Source organism: Bradyrhizobium sp. NBAIM01 (assembly GCF_020194115.1).
GTDB classification, from domain to species: Bacteria; Pseudomonadota; Alphaproteobacteria; order Rhizobiales; family Xanthobacteraceae; genus Bradyrhizobium; species Bradyrhizobium yuanmingense.
In genome coordinates this window covers 44,980-61,549 of record NZ_JADYVU010000001.1, presented here as the reverse complement: position 1 = coordinate 61,549, position 16,570 = coordinate 44,980, and the positions used below count along the sequence as shown (strand labels likewise).

General features: G+C 65.4%; 14 protein-coding genes. 11 read left to right on the top strand and 3 right to left on the bottom strand.

Annotated elements, in window-relative coordinates; genetic code table 11:
• Positions 1-78 precede the first annotated feature (78 nt).
• Entirely contained in the window at positions 79-1,293 is a 1,215-nt protein-coding gene (locus I6F31_RS00245) for an acyl-CoA dehydrogenase family protein (protein WP_225139524.1), read from the top strand.
• Between the two features lie 156 nt (positions 1,294-1,449).
• On the top strand, positions 1,450-1,743 hold the full coding sequence (locus tag I6F31_RS00240) for a hypothetical protein (RefSeq protein WP_225127281.1): 294 nt from the start codon (positions 1,450-1,452) through the stop codon (positions 1,741-1,743).
• 214 nt (positions 1,744-1,957) lie between these two features.
• On the opposite strand, the gene I6F31_RS00235 is transcribed toward I6F31_RS00240, so the two are convergent.
• Positions 1,958-3,697, bottom strand: a complete 1,740-nt coding sequence (locus I6F31_RS00235) for a methyl-accepting chemotaxis protein (protein ID WP_036023111.1) — start codon at positions 3,695-3,697, stop codon at positions 1,958-1,960.
• A gap of 235 nt (positions 3,698-3,932) precedes the next feature.
• On the opposite strand from I6F31_RS00235, the gene I6F31_RS00230 reads away from it, so the two are divergent.
• The 5 genes from I6F31_RS00230 to I6F31_RS00210 all read left to right on the top strand — a co-directional run bounded on the left by I6F31_RS00230 (position 3,933) and on the right by I6F31_RS00210 (position 11,272).
• Positions 3,933-5,315, top strand: coding sequence for an ethanolamine ammonia-lyase subunit EutB (locus I6F31_RS00230; RefSeq protein ID WP_225184506.1), 1,383 nt, complete (start codon positions 3,933-3,935; stop codon positions 5,313-5,315).
• 148 nt (positions 5,316-5,463) lie between these two features.
• A complete protein-coding gene (locus I6F31_RS00225; RefSeq protein ID WP_036023085.1) occupies positions 5,464-7,050 on the top strand; it encodes a B12-binding domain-containing radical SAM protein in 1,587 nt (528 codons plus the stop codon).
• A 6-nt stretch (positions 7,051-7,056) separates the two neighbouring features.
• Positions 7,057-7,842, top strand: coding sequence for an ethanolamine ammonia-lyase subunit EutC (gene eutC / locus I6F31_RS00220; RefSeq protein ID WP_225184505.1), 786 nt, complete (start codon positions 7,057-7,059; stop codon positions 7,840-7,842).
• 207 nt (positions 7,843-8,049) lie between these two features.
• The gene (locus I6F31_RS00215) at positions 8,050-10,416 is read left to right on the top strand and encodes an MMPL family transporter (RefSeq protein WP_225146045.1); all 2,367 of its coding nucleotides are present in this window, start codon (positions 8,050-8,052) and stop codon (positions 10,414-10,416) included.
• Between the two features lie 73 nt (positions 10,417-10,489).
• Positions 10,490-11,272 (top strand): class I SAM-dependent methyltransferase, encoded by a 783-nt coding sequence (locus I6F31_RS00210; protein ID WP_225146044.1) that lies wholly within the window; start codon positions 10,490-10,492, stop codon positions 11,270-11,272.
• 16 nt (positions 11,273-11,288) lie between these two features.
• Here the strand turns inward: I6F31_RS00210 and I6F31_RS00205 are convergent, their stop codons facing one another.
• The gene (locus I6F31_RS00205) at positions 11,289-12,122 is read right to left on the bottom strand and encodes a hypothetical protein (RefSeq protein ID WP_225146043.1); all 834 of its coding nucleotides are present in this window, start codon (positions 12,120-12,122) and stop codon (positions 11,289-11,291) included.
• A 91-nt stretch (positions 12,123-12,213) separates the two neighbouring features.
• Positions 12,214-12,711 (bottom strand): hypothetical protein, encoded by a 498-nt coding sequence (locus tag I6F31_RS00200; RefSeq protein WP_036042873.1) that lies wholly within the window; start codon positions 12,709-12,711, stop codon positions 12,214-12,216.
• Positions 12,712-13,168: 457 nt separating this feature from the next.
• Here I6F31_RS00200 and I6F31_RS00195 point away from each other — a divergent pair, with 457 nt between their 5' ends.
• The 4 genes from I6F31_RS00195 to hpnE all read left to right on the top strand — a co-directional run bounded on the left by I6F31_RS00195 (position 13,169) and on the right by hpnE (position 16,562).
• Positions 13,169-13,402, top strand: a complete 234-nt coding sequence (locus I6F31_RS00195; protein WP_025035011.1) for a hypothetical protein — start codon at positions 13,169-13,171, stop codon at positions 13,400-13,402.
• A gap of 190 nt (positions 13,403-13,592) precedes the next feature.
• Positions 13,593-14,477, top strand: a complete 885-nt coding sequence (gene hpnC, locus I6F31_RS00190; RefSeq protein ID WP_036023092.1) for a squalene synthase HpnC — start codon at positions 13,593-13,595, stop codon at positions 14,475-14,477.
• On the top strand, positions 14,467-15,306 hold the full coding sequence (gene hpnD, locus I6F31_RS00185) for a presqualene diphosphate synthase HpnD (RefSeq protein WP_225146042.1): 840 nt from the start codon (positions 14,467-14,469) through the stop codon (positions 15,304-15,306). The genes hpnC and hpnD overlap by 11 nt, the downstream gene beginning before the upstream one ends.
• Positions 15,306-16,562, top strand: a complete 1,257-nt coding sequence (hpnE, locus tag I6F31_RS00180) for a hydroxysqualene dehydroxylase HpnE (RefSeq protein ID WP_225145162.1) — start codon at positions 15,306-15,308, stop codon at positions 16,560-16,562. The genes hpnD and hpnE overlap by 1 nt, the downstream gene beginning before the upstream one ends.
• Positions 16,563-16,570: the final 8 nt, after the last annotated feature.

Here is a 16,570-nt window from a genome sequence, read left to right as displayed (position 1 = left end):
CGCCACCTTCTCCCACAAGGGGAGAAGGGAAGAAGCGCCCTCATCGAGCGCAATATACTTGGCGAACAGGAGACCACCATGGACTTTCACCACTCCGCCCGTTCGCTGGAGCTCCAGGACCGCGTTCGCCAGTTCATGCAGGCCCATGTCGAGCCGGTCGAGGAGCTCTACTACGAGCAGGTCAAGCCGGAAGCTTCACGCTACAAGACTCCGCAAATCCTTCAGGATCTGAAGCGGCGGGCGCGCGAGCAGGGGCTCTGGAACCTGTTCCTGTCCGGCGAGCACGGGCCGGGTCTGACCAATCTCGAATACGCGCCGGTGAAGGAGATCATGGGCCGCATCCTCTGGGCGCCCGAGGTCTTCAACTGCTCCGCGCCCGATGTCGGCAACATGGAGGTGCTCGCAAACTACGGCACCAAGGCGCAGCAGGAGCGCTGGCTGAAGCCGCTCCTCGAGGGGCGCATCCGCTCCGGCTTCTCGATGACGGAGCCGCAGGTCGCCTCCAGCGACGCCACCAACATCCAGTGCGAGATCCGGCGTGACGGCGACGACTACGTGATCAACGGCCGCAAATGGTTCACCTCGGGCGCGATGAACGAGGATTGCGAGATCCTGATCGTGATGGGCAAGACCGCGCCCGACCATCCCGACCGCCATCGCCAGCAATCCATGATCCTGGTGCCGAAGAATACGCGTGGGGTGCGCATCGTCCGCGACATGCTCACCTACGGCTATGACGATGCGCCGGTCGGCCATCCCGAGATCGTCTATGACAACGTCCGCGTGCCCGCCGAGAACATTTTGCTCGGCGAGGGCCGCGGCTTCGAGATCGCGCAAGGCCGTCTCGGCCCCGGCCGCATCCACCATTGCATGCGCCTGATCGGCTGCGCCCAGCGTGCGCTCGAACTGATGTGCCAGCGCGCGGTCTCGCGCGTCGCCTTCGGTAAGCCGCTCGCAGAGCAGGGCTCGGTGCGCGAGGACATCGCGCATTCCTTCTGCGAGATCGCGCAAGCCCGCCTGCTTACCTTGCAGGCCGCCGACAAGATGGACCGCGAGGGCAACAAGGCCGCGCGCGACCTGATCGCCGCGGCCAAGATCGTGGTCCCCAGCATGGCCGCCCGCGTCATCGACCGCGCCATCCAGATTCACGGCGCCGCCGGGGTCTCGCAGGACACGTTCCTCGCGCGCGCTTACGTCTACGCCCGCTTCATCCGCATCGGCGACGGGCCGGACCAGGTGCATCTCGCGGCCGTCGGGAAGGAGCTGATCAGGCGCGGCGGGGTGATGGGGTAGCGCCGTGGCCCTTGGCCGGATTGCGCATCGGCGGCGCTTCGAAGCGCCGCGACGGGCAAGTCTTTTGGCCGCGATGCAGTATGGCCTCAGATCAGTGTAGTACGATAGTAACTGCTGACCGAGAGTGACCCTGCACGCCATGGCGGGTTCACCCAGGTGAAAGAGCACAGATCGCTTTTGCGCGAGAAAACGTCCGATGCCGAAGGCGAGCGCGCAAGACTGGACAGCATCATCGATTTCGAGCGGCGGCACTTGCTCGCGGACCTGCGCGCCGGTCGTCCGGATGTGATCCTCGTGGATACCCGGCTGCTCAGCGCGGTCCCGTTCGACTGGCTGGCCTGGGCAAGGTCCGATCCGGAGCTCCAGGCCGAACTAAGTCGTTACCGCGAGCTCGAGGATGCCGGCGGCCGCGTCCGGATCTTGGTCGCTCGATCGGGTTCGGAGCGGTAACCCCGTTCGGTTGCCAGCCGCGGCACAGGCGCCACGCTCGGCATGCTGACATCATGCCCCTGTTTTGCCCGACGAGTCAAAATCGGTCCGTAAAAACAGCAGGGCTTCGCGCCGGGCCGCCAAGCCATTGAAAAAGCTGACCCCCGTCTACTGTGCATGGGGTTGTTTTTCCGTTTTTGCTGGAGCGACCGTTTTCGCGGCGCCAGGCGGGCCGCTACCCCGCCTTGGCGATGCGACCGTCCGCCGACCCCGCGCGCAGATTCTGGAAGAACGTCTCCACCTCCCGCGACAGCGTCTGCGCCGTCTCGGTCAGGCTGCTGGCGGCGGTGAACACCGAAGCCGCCGCGGTATCGGTCTCGCCGATGGCATCGCGCAGCGAGGTGATGTTCGCCACCAGCGTCTCGTTGCCTTGGGCAGCGCTTTGCGCGTTGGAGGAGATCTCGCGCGTGGCCTGGTCCTGCTGACTGACGGCGCCAGCAATCGCGGACGTGACCTCGTTGATCTCGCGCACCGCCCCGCCGATCTCGCGCACGGCGTCGACGGCGTTCCGCGTCGAGGCCTGGATCATCGCGACGTTCTCGCTGATCTCGGCCGTGGCCTTGGCGGTCTGGCCCGCGAGCGCCTTCACCTCGTGGGCGACGACGGCAAAGCCGCGGCCGGCATCGCCGGCGCGCGCCGCCTCGATGGTGGCGTTCAGCGCGAGCAGGTTGGTCTGCTCGGCGATCGCCTGGATCAGGTTGAGCACGCCGTCGATGCGTTGCGTGGCTGCAGCGAGGCTCTCGATCTCGGAGATCGACTTCTCGGTGCGCTGGCCGGTCTGCTCGACCGCGCCGGCGCTCTGTCGCACCTGGCGGCCGATCTCCACCACCGAGGCCGAAAGCTCCTCGGCCGCGCCCGCCACCGCGGTGACGTTGTGCGAGGCCTGCTCGGTGGCGTTCGCCGCGGTGCCGGCGCGGCTGCTCGCATCCGCAGTGACACGCGTGATGGTCTGCGCGGTCTCGCGCATGACGGAGGCGTTGTCGCTGAGGCCGCGCATGATCGCGCCGATCGCCTCGCGAAATTGCTCGACGGACCGCTCGACGTGACGGGCGCGCTCCTCGCGCGCGGCGGCGTCTTGCGACACTTGCGAGGCGAGGTTGCGGTTGCGCCCCATCGAGTCCTGGAACACCTGGATGGCGCGGGCCAGCGCGCCGATCTCGTCGGCGCGGTCGGAGTGCGGCACCACGACATCGTCGGCGCCGTCGGCGACCTGCTTGATGGTGGCGGTGATCGCGGCGAGCGGCCGGGCGATCGAGCGGGCAATGATGACGATGCCAGCGACGACGAGGGCCAGCGCCACGCCGCCGAGGCAGGTGAGGATGAACGACAATGTGCGGGCGGTCTCGGTCTGCTGCGCGATCTGCCTGCCGCGCTCGGCATAGACCTTGGACAGCGCCTCGAGGTCCTTGTTCAGCGCCGAGCGGACGCTGCGGTTGGCGTCGTTGTCGCCCCATTCGCGGCCCGCTGCCGCGTTGATCTCGACGCCGCGCCGCACCAGCTCCTTGCGGAACTCGACGAACTGCTCGATGCGCTTCTTGAAGGTCGCGAACTGCTCGGCATCGTCGGCCTTGACGATGGTCTCCCAGCGCTTCACGACGTCGAGGATCTGGGAGTTGAACTTGAGCAGGCCGTCGCCGTATTTCTTCACCACGGCCGGCTCGGTCGACATGTAGATGCCGCGCGATTCCATCACCACCGCATAGACGAGGGAGTTGACCCGCTCGACGTTCAGCGCGGCGGCATTGGCCGTCTCAATCGCGACTGCGAGGTCCGCGCTGCGGCGGCTGTTGTAGTCGGACAAGATCGCGATCGCTCCCGTGAGCAGCGCGAACAGCGCGAAGATCGCATAGAGCTTGCTGGCAAGCGTGAAGCGGCCTGCCGGCTTGGCGGCATTCCCAGATCGGTCGGATGTCATGATGTTCAAGGAGCCCGGATTGGCCTGACCGGCCGGTGAACGGGGTCAGGCAAATTGTTGCAAAACTATGCAGAACGAAGATGGACGCCTCGTTAACGCGCGGCCTGGCCGCCTCCGTCCTTGGTCGAAGGAAAGGTAAGTCATTTCAGCGTCTTGATCCGAAGGTTTAGTTTCAGGATAGTCTTTTGGGATAGTCTTGGAGTCGGCCGTTGGCCGAGCAACCCCGGAGAGACCCTTGGTCTACCGCCACAGCATCGACGCCACGACCTACAGCTTCCCTGACCTGCGCGACCTGCTCGCCAAGGCGACACCCCCGCGCTCCGGCGACCGGCTGGCCGGCATTGCCGCTGCCAGCTCCGAGCAGATGATCGCCGCGCGGATGGCGCTCGCCGACGTGCCGCTCGGCCAGTTCCTGCAGGAAGCCGTCGTTCCCTACGAGGCCGACGAGGTCACCCGTCTCGTCATCGACAGCCACGACGCCAAGGCGTTCGCGCCGGTGGCATCGCTTACGGTCGGCGCCTTCCGCGACTGGCTGCTGTCGGACGCCGCAACGCCGGAGATCCTGCGCAAGCTGGCGGGCGGCATCACGCCGGAGATGGCGGCCGCGGTGTCGAAGCTGATGCGCAACCAGGATCTGATCCTGGCGGCACGGAAATGCGAAGTCACCACCGCCTTTCGCAACACCATCGGCCTGAAGGGGCGGATGAGCACGCGGCTGCAGCCGAACCATCCCTTCGACGACGCCAGGGGCATCACCGCCTCGATCCTCGACGGCATCCTGCTGGGGGCGGGCGATGCCTGCATCGGCATCAATCCCGCCAGCGATGATCCGGCCGTCATCGCGCAATTGCTGCGGCTGCTCGACGAGATCATCACGCGGCTGCAAATCCCGACGCAAGGCTGCGTCCTGACCCATGTCACGACGACGCTGTCGCTGATCGGGCAGGGCGTGCCGGTCGACCTCGTCTTCCAGTCGGTCGCGGGCACCGAGGCCGCCAACCGCAGCTTCGGCATCGACCTCGCACTGTTGAAGGAGGCGCAAGAGGCCGGGCTGTCGCAGTCGCGCGGCACGGTCGGGCGGAACCTGATGTATTTCGAGACCGGCCAGGGCTCGGCGCTGTCAGCGGGCGCCCATCACGGCGTCGACCAGCAGACCTGCGAGGCGCGCGCCTATGCGGTCGCCCGCGCCTTCGCTCCGCTGCTGGTCAACAGCGTGGTCGGCTTCATCGGCCCGGAATATCTCTATGACGGCAAGGAAATCATCCGCGCCGGGCTGGAGGATCATTTCTGTGGCAAGCTGCTCGGCCTGCCGCTCGGGGTCGACATCTGCTACACCAACCACGCCGAGGCAGATCAGGACGACATGGACAATCTCCTGACGCTGCTCGCGGCTGCCGGCGTCACCTTCATCATGGGTGTTCCCGGTGCCGACGACGTCATGCTGAACTACCAGTCGACGTCTTTTCACGACGCGCTCTATGTCAGGGACGTCTTCGCGCTGCGCCGCGCGCCGGAATTCGACGACTGGCTGGCGCGCTCGGGCATTGCAGGTGCCGATTTCCGGATTGCCGGCGATGCAGGCCTGCTGCCCGATTTTGCCGCGCGGCTGATCGCATGAGGCGGAAGGTCAACTCGGTTGGGAAACCATCGGCGCCTCTCGGAATTATGCTTACGCCACAATATTGAGAAATTCCGCCGACAGCATTACGCTATGTGTCGGGCTGGCAATTTCCGCACCATCGGTTGAGTGTGGCGGGGGAGCTTTGATGCGAGCTGAAAGTAACGGAACGTCCCGGCGGATTCTCTGCGTGTTTCCGCGCTACACCTCGTCCTTCGGCACGTTCGAGCATTCCTATCCCCTGACCGATGGCGTCCGCGCCTTCATGCCGCCGCAAGGGCTGCTGCTGATCTCCGCCTACCTTCCGAAGGAATGGCAGGTCAAATTCGTCGACGAGAACCTGCGCCGCACGACGAGGGAGGAGTTCGAATGGGCGGAAGCCGTCTTCGTCAGCGGCATGCACATCCAGCGCCAGCAGATGAACGACATCTGCCGCCGCGCCCATGAGTTCGATCTGCCGGTCGCGCTCGGCGGGCCTTCTGTCAGCGCCTGTCCCGACTATTACCCGTCCTTCGATTATCTGCATGTCGGCGAGCTCGGCGATGCCACCAACCAGCTGATCGAGATCCTGTCGCGCGGCACCTCGCGGCCCGAACAGCAGGTCGTGCTCACGACCAAGGACCGCGTGCCGATGACGGAGTTTCCGATCCCGGCCTACGAGCTCGCCGACGTGAAGAAGTACTTCCTCGGCAGCATCCAATATTCCAGCGGCTGTCCCTACCAGTGCGAGTTCTGCGACATCCCCGGCCTTTACGGCCGCAATCCGCGCATCAAGACGCCGCAGCAGATCATCGCCGAGCTCGACCGCCTGCGCGAATGCGGCATGACCGACACGGTCTATTTCGTCGACGACAATTTCATCGGCAACCGCAAGGCGGCCATGGACCTGCTGCCGCACCTGATCGAGTGGCAGAAGCGGACCGGCTACGTGGTGCGGCTCGCTTGCGAGGCCACGCTCAACATCGCCAAACGCCCCGAGATCCTCGAGAAGATGCGCGAGGCCTATTTCATCACCATCTTCTGCGGCATCGAGACGCCGGATCCCGACGCGTTGAAGGCGATGCAGAAGGACCACAACATGATGGTCCCGATCCTGGAGGGCGTGCGCACCATTAACTCCTATGGCATGGAGGTGGTCTCGGGCATCATCATGGGGCTCGACACCGACAAGCCGAACACCTCGGAGGCGCTGCTCGCCTTCGTCGAGGAGTCCCGGATTCCGCTGCTCACCATCAATCTGCTGCAGGCGCTGCCGAAGACGCCGCTATGGGACCGGCTTGAGCGCGAGGGGCGGCTGGTCGAGGACGATGGCCGCGATTCCAACGTCGACTTCCTGCTGCCCTATGACGAGGTCGTCGCGTCCTGGAAGCACGCCATGGCAGTCGCTTACGCGCCCGACAAGGTCTACGCGCGCTATCAGCACCAATGCGACCACGTCTATGTGAACCGGCTCAAGGTACCGGTGCCGGACGAGATGAAGACCTGGCGCAGCATCCGGCGCGGCCTCGTCATACTGCGCAACATCTTCTGGAAGGTCGGCGTGCTCGGCGATTATAGGCGCGTGTTCTGGAAGTTCGCGCTGGGCCGCATCAAGCGCGGCGACATCGAAGGCCTGATCGGCTGCACGCTGGTCGCGCACCATCTCATCACCTTTGCGCGCGCGGCCTCCAGCGGCAAGCAGAACGCCTCGAACTATTCGATCCGGCTGCGCGAGGCCGCCGTGCCCGCCGAATGATGCCACATGTCTGACCCGGCCCTGCCGCGCCGTCCGACCCTCGATTTGCGCTCGTTTACGCCTGCGCGCGTCGCGCTGGGGCGCAGCGGCGCGAGCCTGCCGACGAGAGCGTTGCTCGATTTCACGCTGGACCATGCCCGCGCGCGCGATGCTGTGCATGCGGCCTTCGACACGCCGCGTCTCATCGCCGATCTCGACGCACTCGGTGTTGCGGTGACCGAGGTCAGGAGCCGGGCGGTCGATCGTGGCGACTATCTGCGGCGGCCGGATCTGGGACGACAGCTCGACCCCGGCTCGGCTCAGCGTCTGGCACGAAGCATCTCGGCGCCGTGCCAGCTCGCGGTCGTGATCGGAGACGGCCTGTCCGCGGCGGCGGTCCATAGCCATGCGGCGATCGTGGCAAGGCGCCTGTTGCAATCGCTTGCGCAGGGGGATGCTGTCGCGGTTCGCCATGTCGTCGTCGCATCGGGCGCGCGCGTCGCGCTCGGCGACGAGATCGGCGCTATTCTCGGTGCGCGCATGGTCGTGATGCTGATCGGCGAGCGGCCCGGCCTGTCCGCGCCCGACAGCCTCGGCGCCTATCTGACCTTTGCGCCGAGGCCCGGCCGCATCGATGCCGAGCGCAATTGCGTCTCCAACATCCACCACGCCGGGTTGAGCCACGAGGAGGCGGCGTTCAAGATCGCCTGGCTGGTCCGCGAGGGGCTGGCCCGGGAGATCACCGGCGTGGCGCTGAAGGACGAGAGTGCGGACCGCGCGCCGCGCCAGATTGGCACATCCTCGCCGGGATGACGGTCATTCCAGGCTCGGATCGCCGCTTTTCGATCGATTCGGCCGGGCTTGGCCTGCTTGCGAAAAGACCTATTGACCTGCTAAACCGCTGCCGGCGATTTTCCGCGCGTTTTCAAAGGGCAAGCCTCCCATTGGTATGGCGTTTTCAAGCCGTTCGCGCGGCCCGATAAGCTCACAGCCCGAGCCGATTTAGGAACTGGACAAGGCATGCTCGAAAAGCACAGCGAGAGTGAGGTTCATGTCGACAAGGTCGAGCAGGGATCTACGTCCTCCATCGCCTTCGGGCTGGAGCGTCTCGGGCTGATCGCCGTTCGGGCCCCGATCGTCTCCTGCATCGTCCTGCTCGCGCTGATCGTCGGCGCGGTGTTCGGCATCTACCGGATCAAGATCGACGATTCGCTGTCGCAGCTGTTCCGCTCCGACACCCGCGAATTCAAACAATATGAAGAGGTGACCAAGAAGTTCCCGGCCGAAGAGTTCGATGTACTCGTCGTGGTCGAGGGCAAGACCCTCCTGGAACGCAGTAACCTCGAGAAGCTGCGCGACTTCGTCACCGACCTGCAGCTGGTCGAAGGCACGCGCGGGCTGGTCTCGCTGTTCTCGGCGCGCCAGGCGCCGGCCCCCGGCAAGCTGCCGGCGGCCCTGTTCCCGCCCGAGCTACCGGAGGGCGCGGCCTATGACAAGTTCATCGAGACCGTCAAGAACAACGAGATCATCCGCGGCAAGCTGCTGTCGGAGGACGGCACATTGGCGCTGGTCGTGCTGTCGCTCGATCCGGAGGTGGTCGCTTCCAACAAGTTGACCAAGACCGTCGCCGACATCCGTGCGCTGATGAAGGAGACGCTCGGGGACACCGGCCTCAACGTGCAGCTCTCCGGCGTCCCGGTGATGCAGCTCGAGATCCGCAACGCGGTTGAGCGCGACGGACTGACCTACAACATCCTCGGCATCCTCGCCGGCTGCATCATCGCCATCATCTTCTTCCGCAAGATCTCGTTCATGATCGCGGCGGCATTCCCGCCGATGATCGCTATCCTGCTGGCGCTAGGCGCGCTCGGCTGGGCCAATTTCAACCTCAACATGTTCCTGAACGTGATGACGCCGCTCATCATGGTGATCAGCTTCTCCGACTCGATGCAGCTGACCTTCGCCGCGCGCGATAGGCTGATCGCGGGCCAGGACAAGTTCACCGCGTTCAAGAACGCGGTGCTGGTGGTGGGTCCGGCCTGCGTGCTGACGCATGGCACCGCCGGCATCTCCTTCATCGCGCTGCAATTCTCCGATTCCGATCTGATCCGCAAGTTCGGCGAGGCGGGCCTTGCCGCCACCATCATCGCGCTGGTCGCGGTGCTGTCGCTGGTGCCTGTCTTCGGCGTCCTGTTCGTGCGCAACGAGAAGGTCTTTGCAGTCAAGTTCCAGGGCGCTGATGCCGGCGTACAGGCGCTGCGCAATTTCTGCTACTGGATTGCGGTGCGCATGGTCGGCCGGCCCGGCCTGTTCAGCCTGCTGGCGGTGCTGTTCGTCGGCGGCCTCGGCGTCATCTATGCCAATCTGGAGCCGCGCTACCGGCTCGCCGACCAGGTGCCGGACAAGCGCCAGGCGGTTGCCGCCAGCGACCGGTTAGACGCCAAGCTGACCGGCGCCAATCCCGTCAACGTGCTGATCGTGTTCCCGAAGGGTGAATCGCTTTATTCGCCGCAGACGCTCCAGACCATCGCCGAGGTGCACGCGACAGTCGAGAAGTCCGCAGGGGTCGGCAACGTGTGGTCGCTGGAGACGCTGCGCCGCTGGCTGGCGGAAAAGGCCGGCAGTGCCGACGTCGCGACGCTGAAGGAATATGTCAGCGTCATCCCCGAGCACCTGGTGCGCCGCTTCATCGACGCCGAGCAGGACGCTGTCGTGGTGGCCGGCCGCGTGCCGGACAAGGATTCCAGCCAGCTCCTGCCGATCGTCGACAAGCTCGATTCGGAGCTCGACGCCGTCCGCAAGAAGCATCCGGGCTATGAGATCGCCGTGACGGGTCTCGCCGCCATCGCCGCGCGTAACTCGGCCAACATGATCGAGAAGCTGAACCACGGCCTCACGATCGAATTCGCGCTGGTCGCGATCTTCATCGGCCTCGCCTTCCGCTCCTGGGTGGTGACACTCGCCTGCATCCTGCCGGGCATCTTCCCGGTGGTGATGTCGGGCACGGTGCTGTGGGCGATGGGCGAGGGGCTGCAATTCGCCAGCGTCGTTGCGCTCACGGTCTCGTTCGGCCTCGGCCTTTCCGCTACCATCCACTTCCTCAACCGCCTGCGGCTGGAGAACAAGCCGGGTGTCGGCTCGGCGCTCGCGGTGGAGCGGGCCACCGTGCTGGTGGGACCTGCGCTGATCCTGACCACGGTGGTGCTCGCCTGCGGCCTCGTCGTCACCGTGTTCTCCGACCTGCCATCGCTGCGTCTGTTCGGCTGGCTCAGCGCCTTCTCGATGGTGATGGCATTGGTCGCTGATCTCTTCATCCTCCGGCCGACGGCGATGTGGCTGATCAATCTGCACGCCAAGCTGCATGGCGCGGACAAGCCGGCGATCTGAGGGGCTTCATCCACCGGACATGGAATCGGCGCAGTCTGAATGACTGCGCCGGAGTTCCGGTCGGGGACGAATCATGCAGCACGACGGCGCGATCGTGGCGTTTCAGCAGAAGCGAGGCGGCGATTCAGCCGCCTTTTTCGTCCCGTTCCTGACATCGGGTATGACCCTGCTCGACGCCGGCTGCGGGCCCGGCACCATTACGGCAGCGCTGGCGGGGCACGTCGAAAGGGCCGTCGGCCTCGATATCGAGCCGACGGCCATTACCGCCGCCAATCGGCTCGTGTCGGCGGCGGGCTCGACCAATCTGGCCTTTGTCGAAGCCGACATGACGGCGCTGCCGTTCGACGATGGAACGTTCGATGCCGTGTTCTTTCACGCGGTTCTCTACCATCAGAGCCAGGAGATATTGGCGCGAACGCTGGCCGAAGCGCGACGTGTGCTGAAGCCGGGCGGCCTCGTCGCAACGCGCGATGCCGACGTCGGCGGCAACGTTCTTCACCCTGAAATCGACGGCGTGCGGCTCGCGCTCGATCTTTGGCAACGCTGGTACCAGCACGAGGATCCGGAGGCGCTTCGCTTCGGGCGCCGGCAGGGCTCCATCCTCCGAGCCCACGGCTTCGCGCCGGTCTGGGCCGGTGCGAGCTACGTCAACCACAGTGCCGATGCGCAGAGCCGCAGCGAGGCCGTTGCCGATGCGCAGCGGAGCCTGCTGGGGCTCGGACCGCAACTCGTGGCCAGGCGGCTCGCGACAGACGATGAGATCCGGGCCGCGCTTGCCGGCTGGGAGGCCTGGGAACGCGATCCGGACGCGGTCTATTTCCGATGCCGCTGCGAATGCATCGCGCGAAAGGACTGATCCGGCGCGGTTCGGCTCACGCCTCGACGCGGACGATTCCATAGGGATTGAACTTGAAATCGCCCTCGGCGTAGTCCTGCTCCCGCGACAGCGCGAGCTTGCGGTCGCGCAGCGTTGCCTCGATGCCGCGCTCGGCCATTGCGTCCGCGATCTCGTCCATCAGCTTCGCTGCGTTCCGGTCGCTGCCGCGCGATCGCGCGACATAGATTTCCGGCAGTCCGACGAGGTGGAAGCCGACGCTTTCGTTGTAGGTGTCGCCGGCAAGCGGACGCTTGGCGAAGGCGAGGCGGCAGGTCCGGGCCATGGCTGCCGTGACGGCAAGGCCCTGGCTCGGGTTCGCGGCGGCCTTGCACTCCTGGGCCAGTTGCCGCCATCGCGTGAGTCCGTGGGCAACGCCCGCGCTTTCTCCTTTCACGGCCGTGGCGCCGGCCTCGATCATCTCCTCGACAATTCGCAAGGCGGCAGCTGAATAGGCGACCGTCTTGTGCTGCTCCATCGGCGGGCTCAGCACGTAGAGGACCGCTTTGTGATTGAGTACGGCCATTTCGTCCGCCTCGGACCACGCTTTCGGAAAGACGCGGTCCCAGCACACACCGAAAGAGCGCTCCATGTGCGGATCGGGTTTGGCTTGCGAATAGGTGCGGTCGATCTCGAAGCCGAAATCGGCGATCGTCTTCGCCACCGCCTTGGGCGGATGCAGCAGGCTTTCATTCTTGCCGAGGAAGCAGAGCACGTGACGCGGCTTCACGGACGAAGGCTGCATGTTCGCTCCCTGCTGATCGCTGGCGAAGGCGCGGCTGGCCACGAAGAGCCCGGCGGCCTTCAGCAGATGTCTGCGGATCGGGTCCATCTCAGCAAATCCAGCCGGTCAGTTCGTGTCAGCAAAAAGCCCCCGGCTCGCGAGAACCGGGGGCATGTTCCTCATTGCGTGCGAAAGGCCTTCAGCCCTTCGTCATCGTGATGTTGACGCCGCGGATCTCGCCCTTGGACGAGATCTGCACCGTCTGCTTGGTGCCGTTGGTGCGCAGCGACAGGTTGGCGGCAAAGCCGTTGGCCTCGACGAAGACCTCGATCTGGCCGCCGCCGGCGGTGCCCTGGAGATTGCCGAAGATGTTGCGGCTGGACTCGCTCCAGTTGCCGGAGATGCGGTCGCCCTGGCTCGTCACGTCGCTGGTGAGGTTGAACTTGTAGCTGTCGGAGGCGCAGCTCAGCGCCTGCTTCAGGTTGAGGCCGCTGCCGGCGACCTTATAGTCCGCTTTGCAGCGAATGCGCTCGGTGGAGCCGTCGGACAGCGACACCGTGCCGGTTCCGGTCCACGCGCCGTCGAAACCGGCAAACGGTCCGGACGACTGAGCGTGACTTGCCGATACCGAGAAGAGCAGCGCCGCCCCAATGCCGGCCGCCTTGATTGCCAGTCCAGATCGCCAAAAGAATGTCATCTCGAATATCCCGCTTTGGAACGACGTTCGCTTCGATCGAGAACGTCTCGCCACATCGAAAGTTTAGTGCTCCGAGCAAGTCGCAGGTTCAAAGCCCGGCGGCCAGAGACGGCGGTTCACGCGGCCGCGCCGTGCTTCCAGGGGCCGCGATTTGCCGCGCTTCGTCATGTTTCCGGCAGCCGAGGACGGGCGAAGAGATGCAGCGCGGCAACAGGTCTGCATTAAAGCGCAATGCTCCCGAATTGCGATGTAGTATCAAGCCCTTACATCTGTCAATGAAGGCGCGGGGAAGACCTGATTCGGTGGGGCGGCGCCAATTTGGCCGCATTTGCCAGTGCTTGTGCCTTCCCTGAGGCCGCTACAAGCGGCGACTTGCCATCAGAACCAATCCGTTCCGGCCATCCGCCCTGCGCAGTCCGGGATCGGTGCGATTCTGCCGTCAGAATGAAGGAATACAATGCGCAATCTTCTCGTCGCTCTCACCCTGCTGTCGGCCTCCCTTTCGACGGCAGCGTTCGCCCAACAAGGGCGTGGCACGGACGCCGAGCAGAAGGCCTGCACCCGCGATGTGCAGAAGTTCTGCCGCCCGGTCATCGACCAGGGCGATTTCACCATCCTGGCCTGCCTCAAGGAGAACCGGGCCAAGATCTCGCAGGCCTGCGACCAGGTGCTGAAGAACCACAATCAATAAACTCGGCCATTGGCCTAGAAAGGCGGCCCTCGGCCGCTTTTCCGGGCCCAATTCGAAGGGGCAGCCATCGACGGACAGGATTGGTTTTGCGGCCGTATTCCCCTATATGGGGGCCGCGGCGGCGTCGCCGGCGTGAGCCCGCCCGAGCGAAAAAGCCCTTCCTGTCCAAACGATTGTAAACCAGCCCTCGATGACCTCTGCGAGCGAATTGCGATCCGGCAAGGGTGACCGCGACGAGAATTTTCCCGTCGCGTCCTGGATCATTCATCCGCGTCATCGCGCCCTGATCCTGGCCTATTACAATTTCGTCCGCACCGCGGACGACATCGCCGATCACGCCACGCTCCCCCCCGACCAGAAGCTCGCTTATCTCGATCTGCTCGAGGCGGAACTGCTCGGCAAGGGTGACACCCAGCCTGAGGCCGTCAGCTTGCGCCGCGCGCTGGCCGAGCGCGGCATGGCGCCACGTCATGCGCTCGACGTGCTGATCGCCTTCCGCATGGACGTGACCAAGCTCCGCTATGAGACCTGGGACGAGGTCATCCATTATTGCCGCTACTCGGCGATGCCGGTCGGCCGCTTCATGCTCGACGTTCACGGCGAGAGCACCTCGACATGGGCCGCCTCGGACGCGCTCTGCGCGGGCCTTCAGATCAACAATCACCTGCAGGATTGCGGCAAGGATTATCGCGAGCTCAACCGCGTCTATCTGCCGCGCGATGCGCTGGCAGCACACGGCGCCACCGTCGAGCAGCTCGGTCTCGCGCAGTCGCCGCCGGCGATGCTGGCCTGCCTGCAGTCCCTCGCCGCACGCAACGAGGCGCTGCTCGGAGAGGGCAGGTCGCTCGCAGCCGAGATCCGGGATTTCCGTCTCGGCGTCGACGTCTCCGTCATCCAGGCCTATGCCGACCGCATCGTGCGCTTGCTCAAGGTACGCGATCCCTTGCGGGAGCGCGTACATCTGAACAAATTCGAGCTGCTCGCCTTCAGCCTCGCCGGGATCATCGGCGAAGTTGGCCGCCGTGCGATCCGTCGCAAGGCCATTTCCAGACCGGGGACTGCCCATGACGCTTGAGGCGACCACGCCCGGCGCCAATTACGGCTCGACCGCATCCGGCAGCTCGTTCTATGCCGCGATGCGCATCCTGCCGCGTGATCAGCGCGAAGCGATGTTTCAGATCTACAGCTTCTGCCGCCAGGTCGACGACATCGCCGATTCCGACGGCCCGCGCGACGAGCGGCTCGCCGCACTTCAGGAATGGCGCAACGATATTGACGCGCTCTATCAGGGCCATCCGCCGCCGCGGCTGAAGGACTACGTCGCCTCGGTGAAGACCTTCGGGCTCAAGCGCGAGGATTTCCTCGCCATCGTCGACGGCATGGAGATGGACGTGCCGCAGGACATCCGTGCGCCCGACATGGCGACGCTGGATCTGTATTGCGACCGCGTCGCCAGCGCCGTGGGGCGGCTGTCGGTGCGCGTGTTCGGCATGCCCGAGGAAGACGGCATCCTGCTCGCGCACCACCTCGGCCGCGCGCTGCAGCTCACCAACATCCTGCGCGACATCGACGAGGACGCCGGCCTTGGCCGGCTCTATCTGCCGCGCGAGGCGCTGCTGCATGCCGGCATCACCTCTGATGATCCGAACCGCGTGATCGCCGAGCGCGCGCTGCCGAAGGTCTGCATGCCGCTGGCGCAGCGCGCCAAGGTGCACTTCGAGAAGTCGGACGAGATCATGAACCGCAACAGGCGCCGCGCCGTGCGCGCGCCGCGGATCATGTCGAAATACTACCATTCCATTCTGGACCTCCTGATCGCGCGCGGCTTCTCCGCGCCGCGCGAGCCGGTGCGTGTGTCGAAGATCACGCGCATCCTGATCCTGCTCCGTTACGCTTTCATCTGATGCAAAACACAGCTCACATCATCGGCGCTGGAATTTCCGGCCTCTCCGCCGCCGTGCGGCTCGCCAATGCCGGCTTCAAGGTCGCCGTGCACGAGGCGACGCACCAGGCCGGCGGCCGCTGCCGGTCCTATTTCGACGGCGCCACCAATCTCACCATCGACAACGGCAATCATCTGCTGCTGTCGGGCAACAGCCATGCGCGCGCCTATGCGCGCGCGATCGGCACCGAGGCGGGCCTGGTCGGCCCCGAGCGGGCGCAATTTCCGTTCGTCGATGTCAAAACCGGGCAGCGCTGGCAGATCGATCTCGGCGATGGCCGGTGGCCGACCTGGGTGCTCGACGAAAGCCGCCGCGTGCCCGACACCGGCCTTTCCGATTATCTCAAGCTGGCGCCACTGATCTGGGCGTCGGAGGAGACGCTGGTCGGCAAGTCGATTCCGACCGAGGGCATCCTCTATCAGCGCCTGGTGCAGCCGCTGCTGCTGGCAGCTCTCAACGTCGATCCGCCCGAGGGCTCGGCCGGGCTCGCCGGCGCGATCGTGCGGGAGACGCTGCTTGCGGGCGGGCAGGCCTGCCGTCCGCTGATCGCGCGCGACGGTCTCAGCGCGGTTCTGATCGAACCCGCCGTGAAGTTTCTGCAGGAGCGTGGTCACAGCGTTCAGCTCGGCCACGAGCTGCGCTCGTTCGTCAGCACGGACGGCAAAGTGACCGCGCTGAATTTCGGCGGCGAGGATTTGATCCAGCTCGGTGCGGGCGATGTCGTCGTGATGGCGGTGCCGCCGCGCGCGGCCGCTAGCCTGCTGCCGGGGCTGAAGACGCCGACCGAATTCCGCGCCATCGTCAATGCGCATTTCCGCATCACACCGCCGCCGGGCTCGGCGCCCATCCTCGGCGTGATCGGCGGCGTGGTGGAATGGCTGTTCGCGTTCCCGAACCGGCTCTCGGTGACCATCAGCAATGGCGACCGCCTGGTCGACATGCCGCGCGAGGAACTGGCGCAGACGATCTGGAACGAGGTCTGCGAGGCGGGCGGTGTCTCCGGTGAGCTGCCTCCTTGGCAGATCGTGCGCGAGCGCCGCGCCACATTTGCGGCGACGCCGGCCCAGAACGCCCTGCGTCCCGGGCCGGTCACTGCGCTGAAAAACCTGTTCCTCGCCGGCGACTGGACTGCTACGGGATTGCCAGCAACCATCGAGGGATCGGTCCGGTCGGGTGACCGCGCCGCCGATCTGGTTCTGGCCGCCAAAGGATCCTGAAAGGCGGC

Excerpts from the sequence above, each read along its gene's own strand:
- I6F31_RS00200 (WP_036042873.1), bottom strand. The coding sequence starts at position 12,711 with ATGACATTCTTTTGGCGATCTGGACTGGCAATCAAGGCGGCCGGCATT.
- eutC (WP_225184505.1), top strand. The coding sequence starts at position 7,057 with ATGTCTGACCCGGCCCTGCCGCGCCGTCCGACCCTCGATTTGCGCTCG.
- I6F31_RS00235 (WP_036023111.1), bottom strand. The coding sequence starts at position 3,697 with ATGACATCCGACCGATCTGGGAATGCCGCCAAGCCGGCAGGCCGCTTC.
- I6F31_RS00195 (WP_025035011.1), top strand. The coding sequence starts at position 13,169 with ATGCGCAATCTTCTCGTCGCTCTCACCCTGCTGTCGGCCTCCCTTTCG.
- I6F31_RS00210 (WP_225146044.1), top strand. The coding sequence starts at position 10,490 with ATGCAGCACGACGGCGCGATCGTGGCGTTTCAGCAGAAGCGAGGCGGC.
- hpnC (WP_036023092.1), top strand. The coding sequence starts at position 13,593 with ATGACCTCTGCGAGCGAATTGCGATCCGGCAAGGGTGACCGCGACGAG.
- I6F31_RS00205 (WP_225146043.1), bottom strand. The coding sequence starts at position 12,122 with ATGGACCCGATCCGCAGACATCTGCTGAAGGCCGCCGGGCTCTTCGTG.
- I6F31_RS00245 (WP_225139524.1), top strand. The coding sequence starts at position 79 with ATGGACTTTCACCACTCCGCCCGTTCGCTGGAGCTCCAGGACCGCGTT.
- I6F31_RS00225 (WP_036023085.1), top strand. The coding sequence starts at position 5,464 with ATGCGAGCTGAAAGTAACGGAACGTCCCGGCGGATTCTCTGCGTGTTT.
- I6F31_RS00215 (WP_225146045.1), top strand. The coding sequence starts at position 8,050 with ATGCTCGAAAAGCACAGCGAGAGTGAGGTTCATGTCGACAAGGTCGAG.
- hpnE (WP_225145162.1), top strand. The coding sequence starts at position 15,306 with ATGCAAAACACAGCTCACATCATCGGCGCTGGAATTTCCGGCCTCTCC.
- hpnD (WP_225146042.1), top strand. The coding sequence starts at position 14,467 with ATGACGCTTGAGGCGACCACGCCCGGCGCCAATTACGGCTCGACCGCA.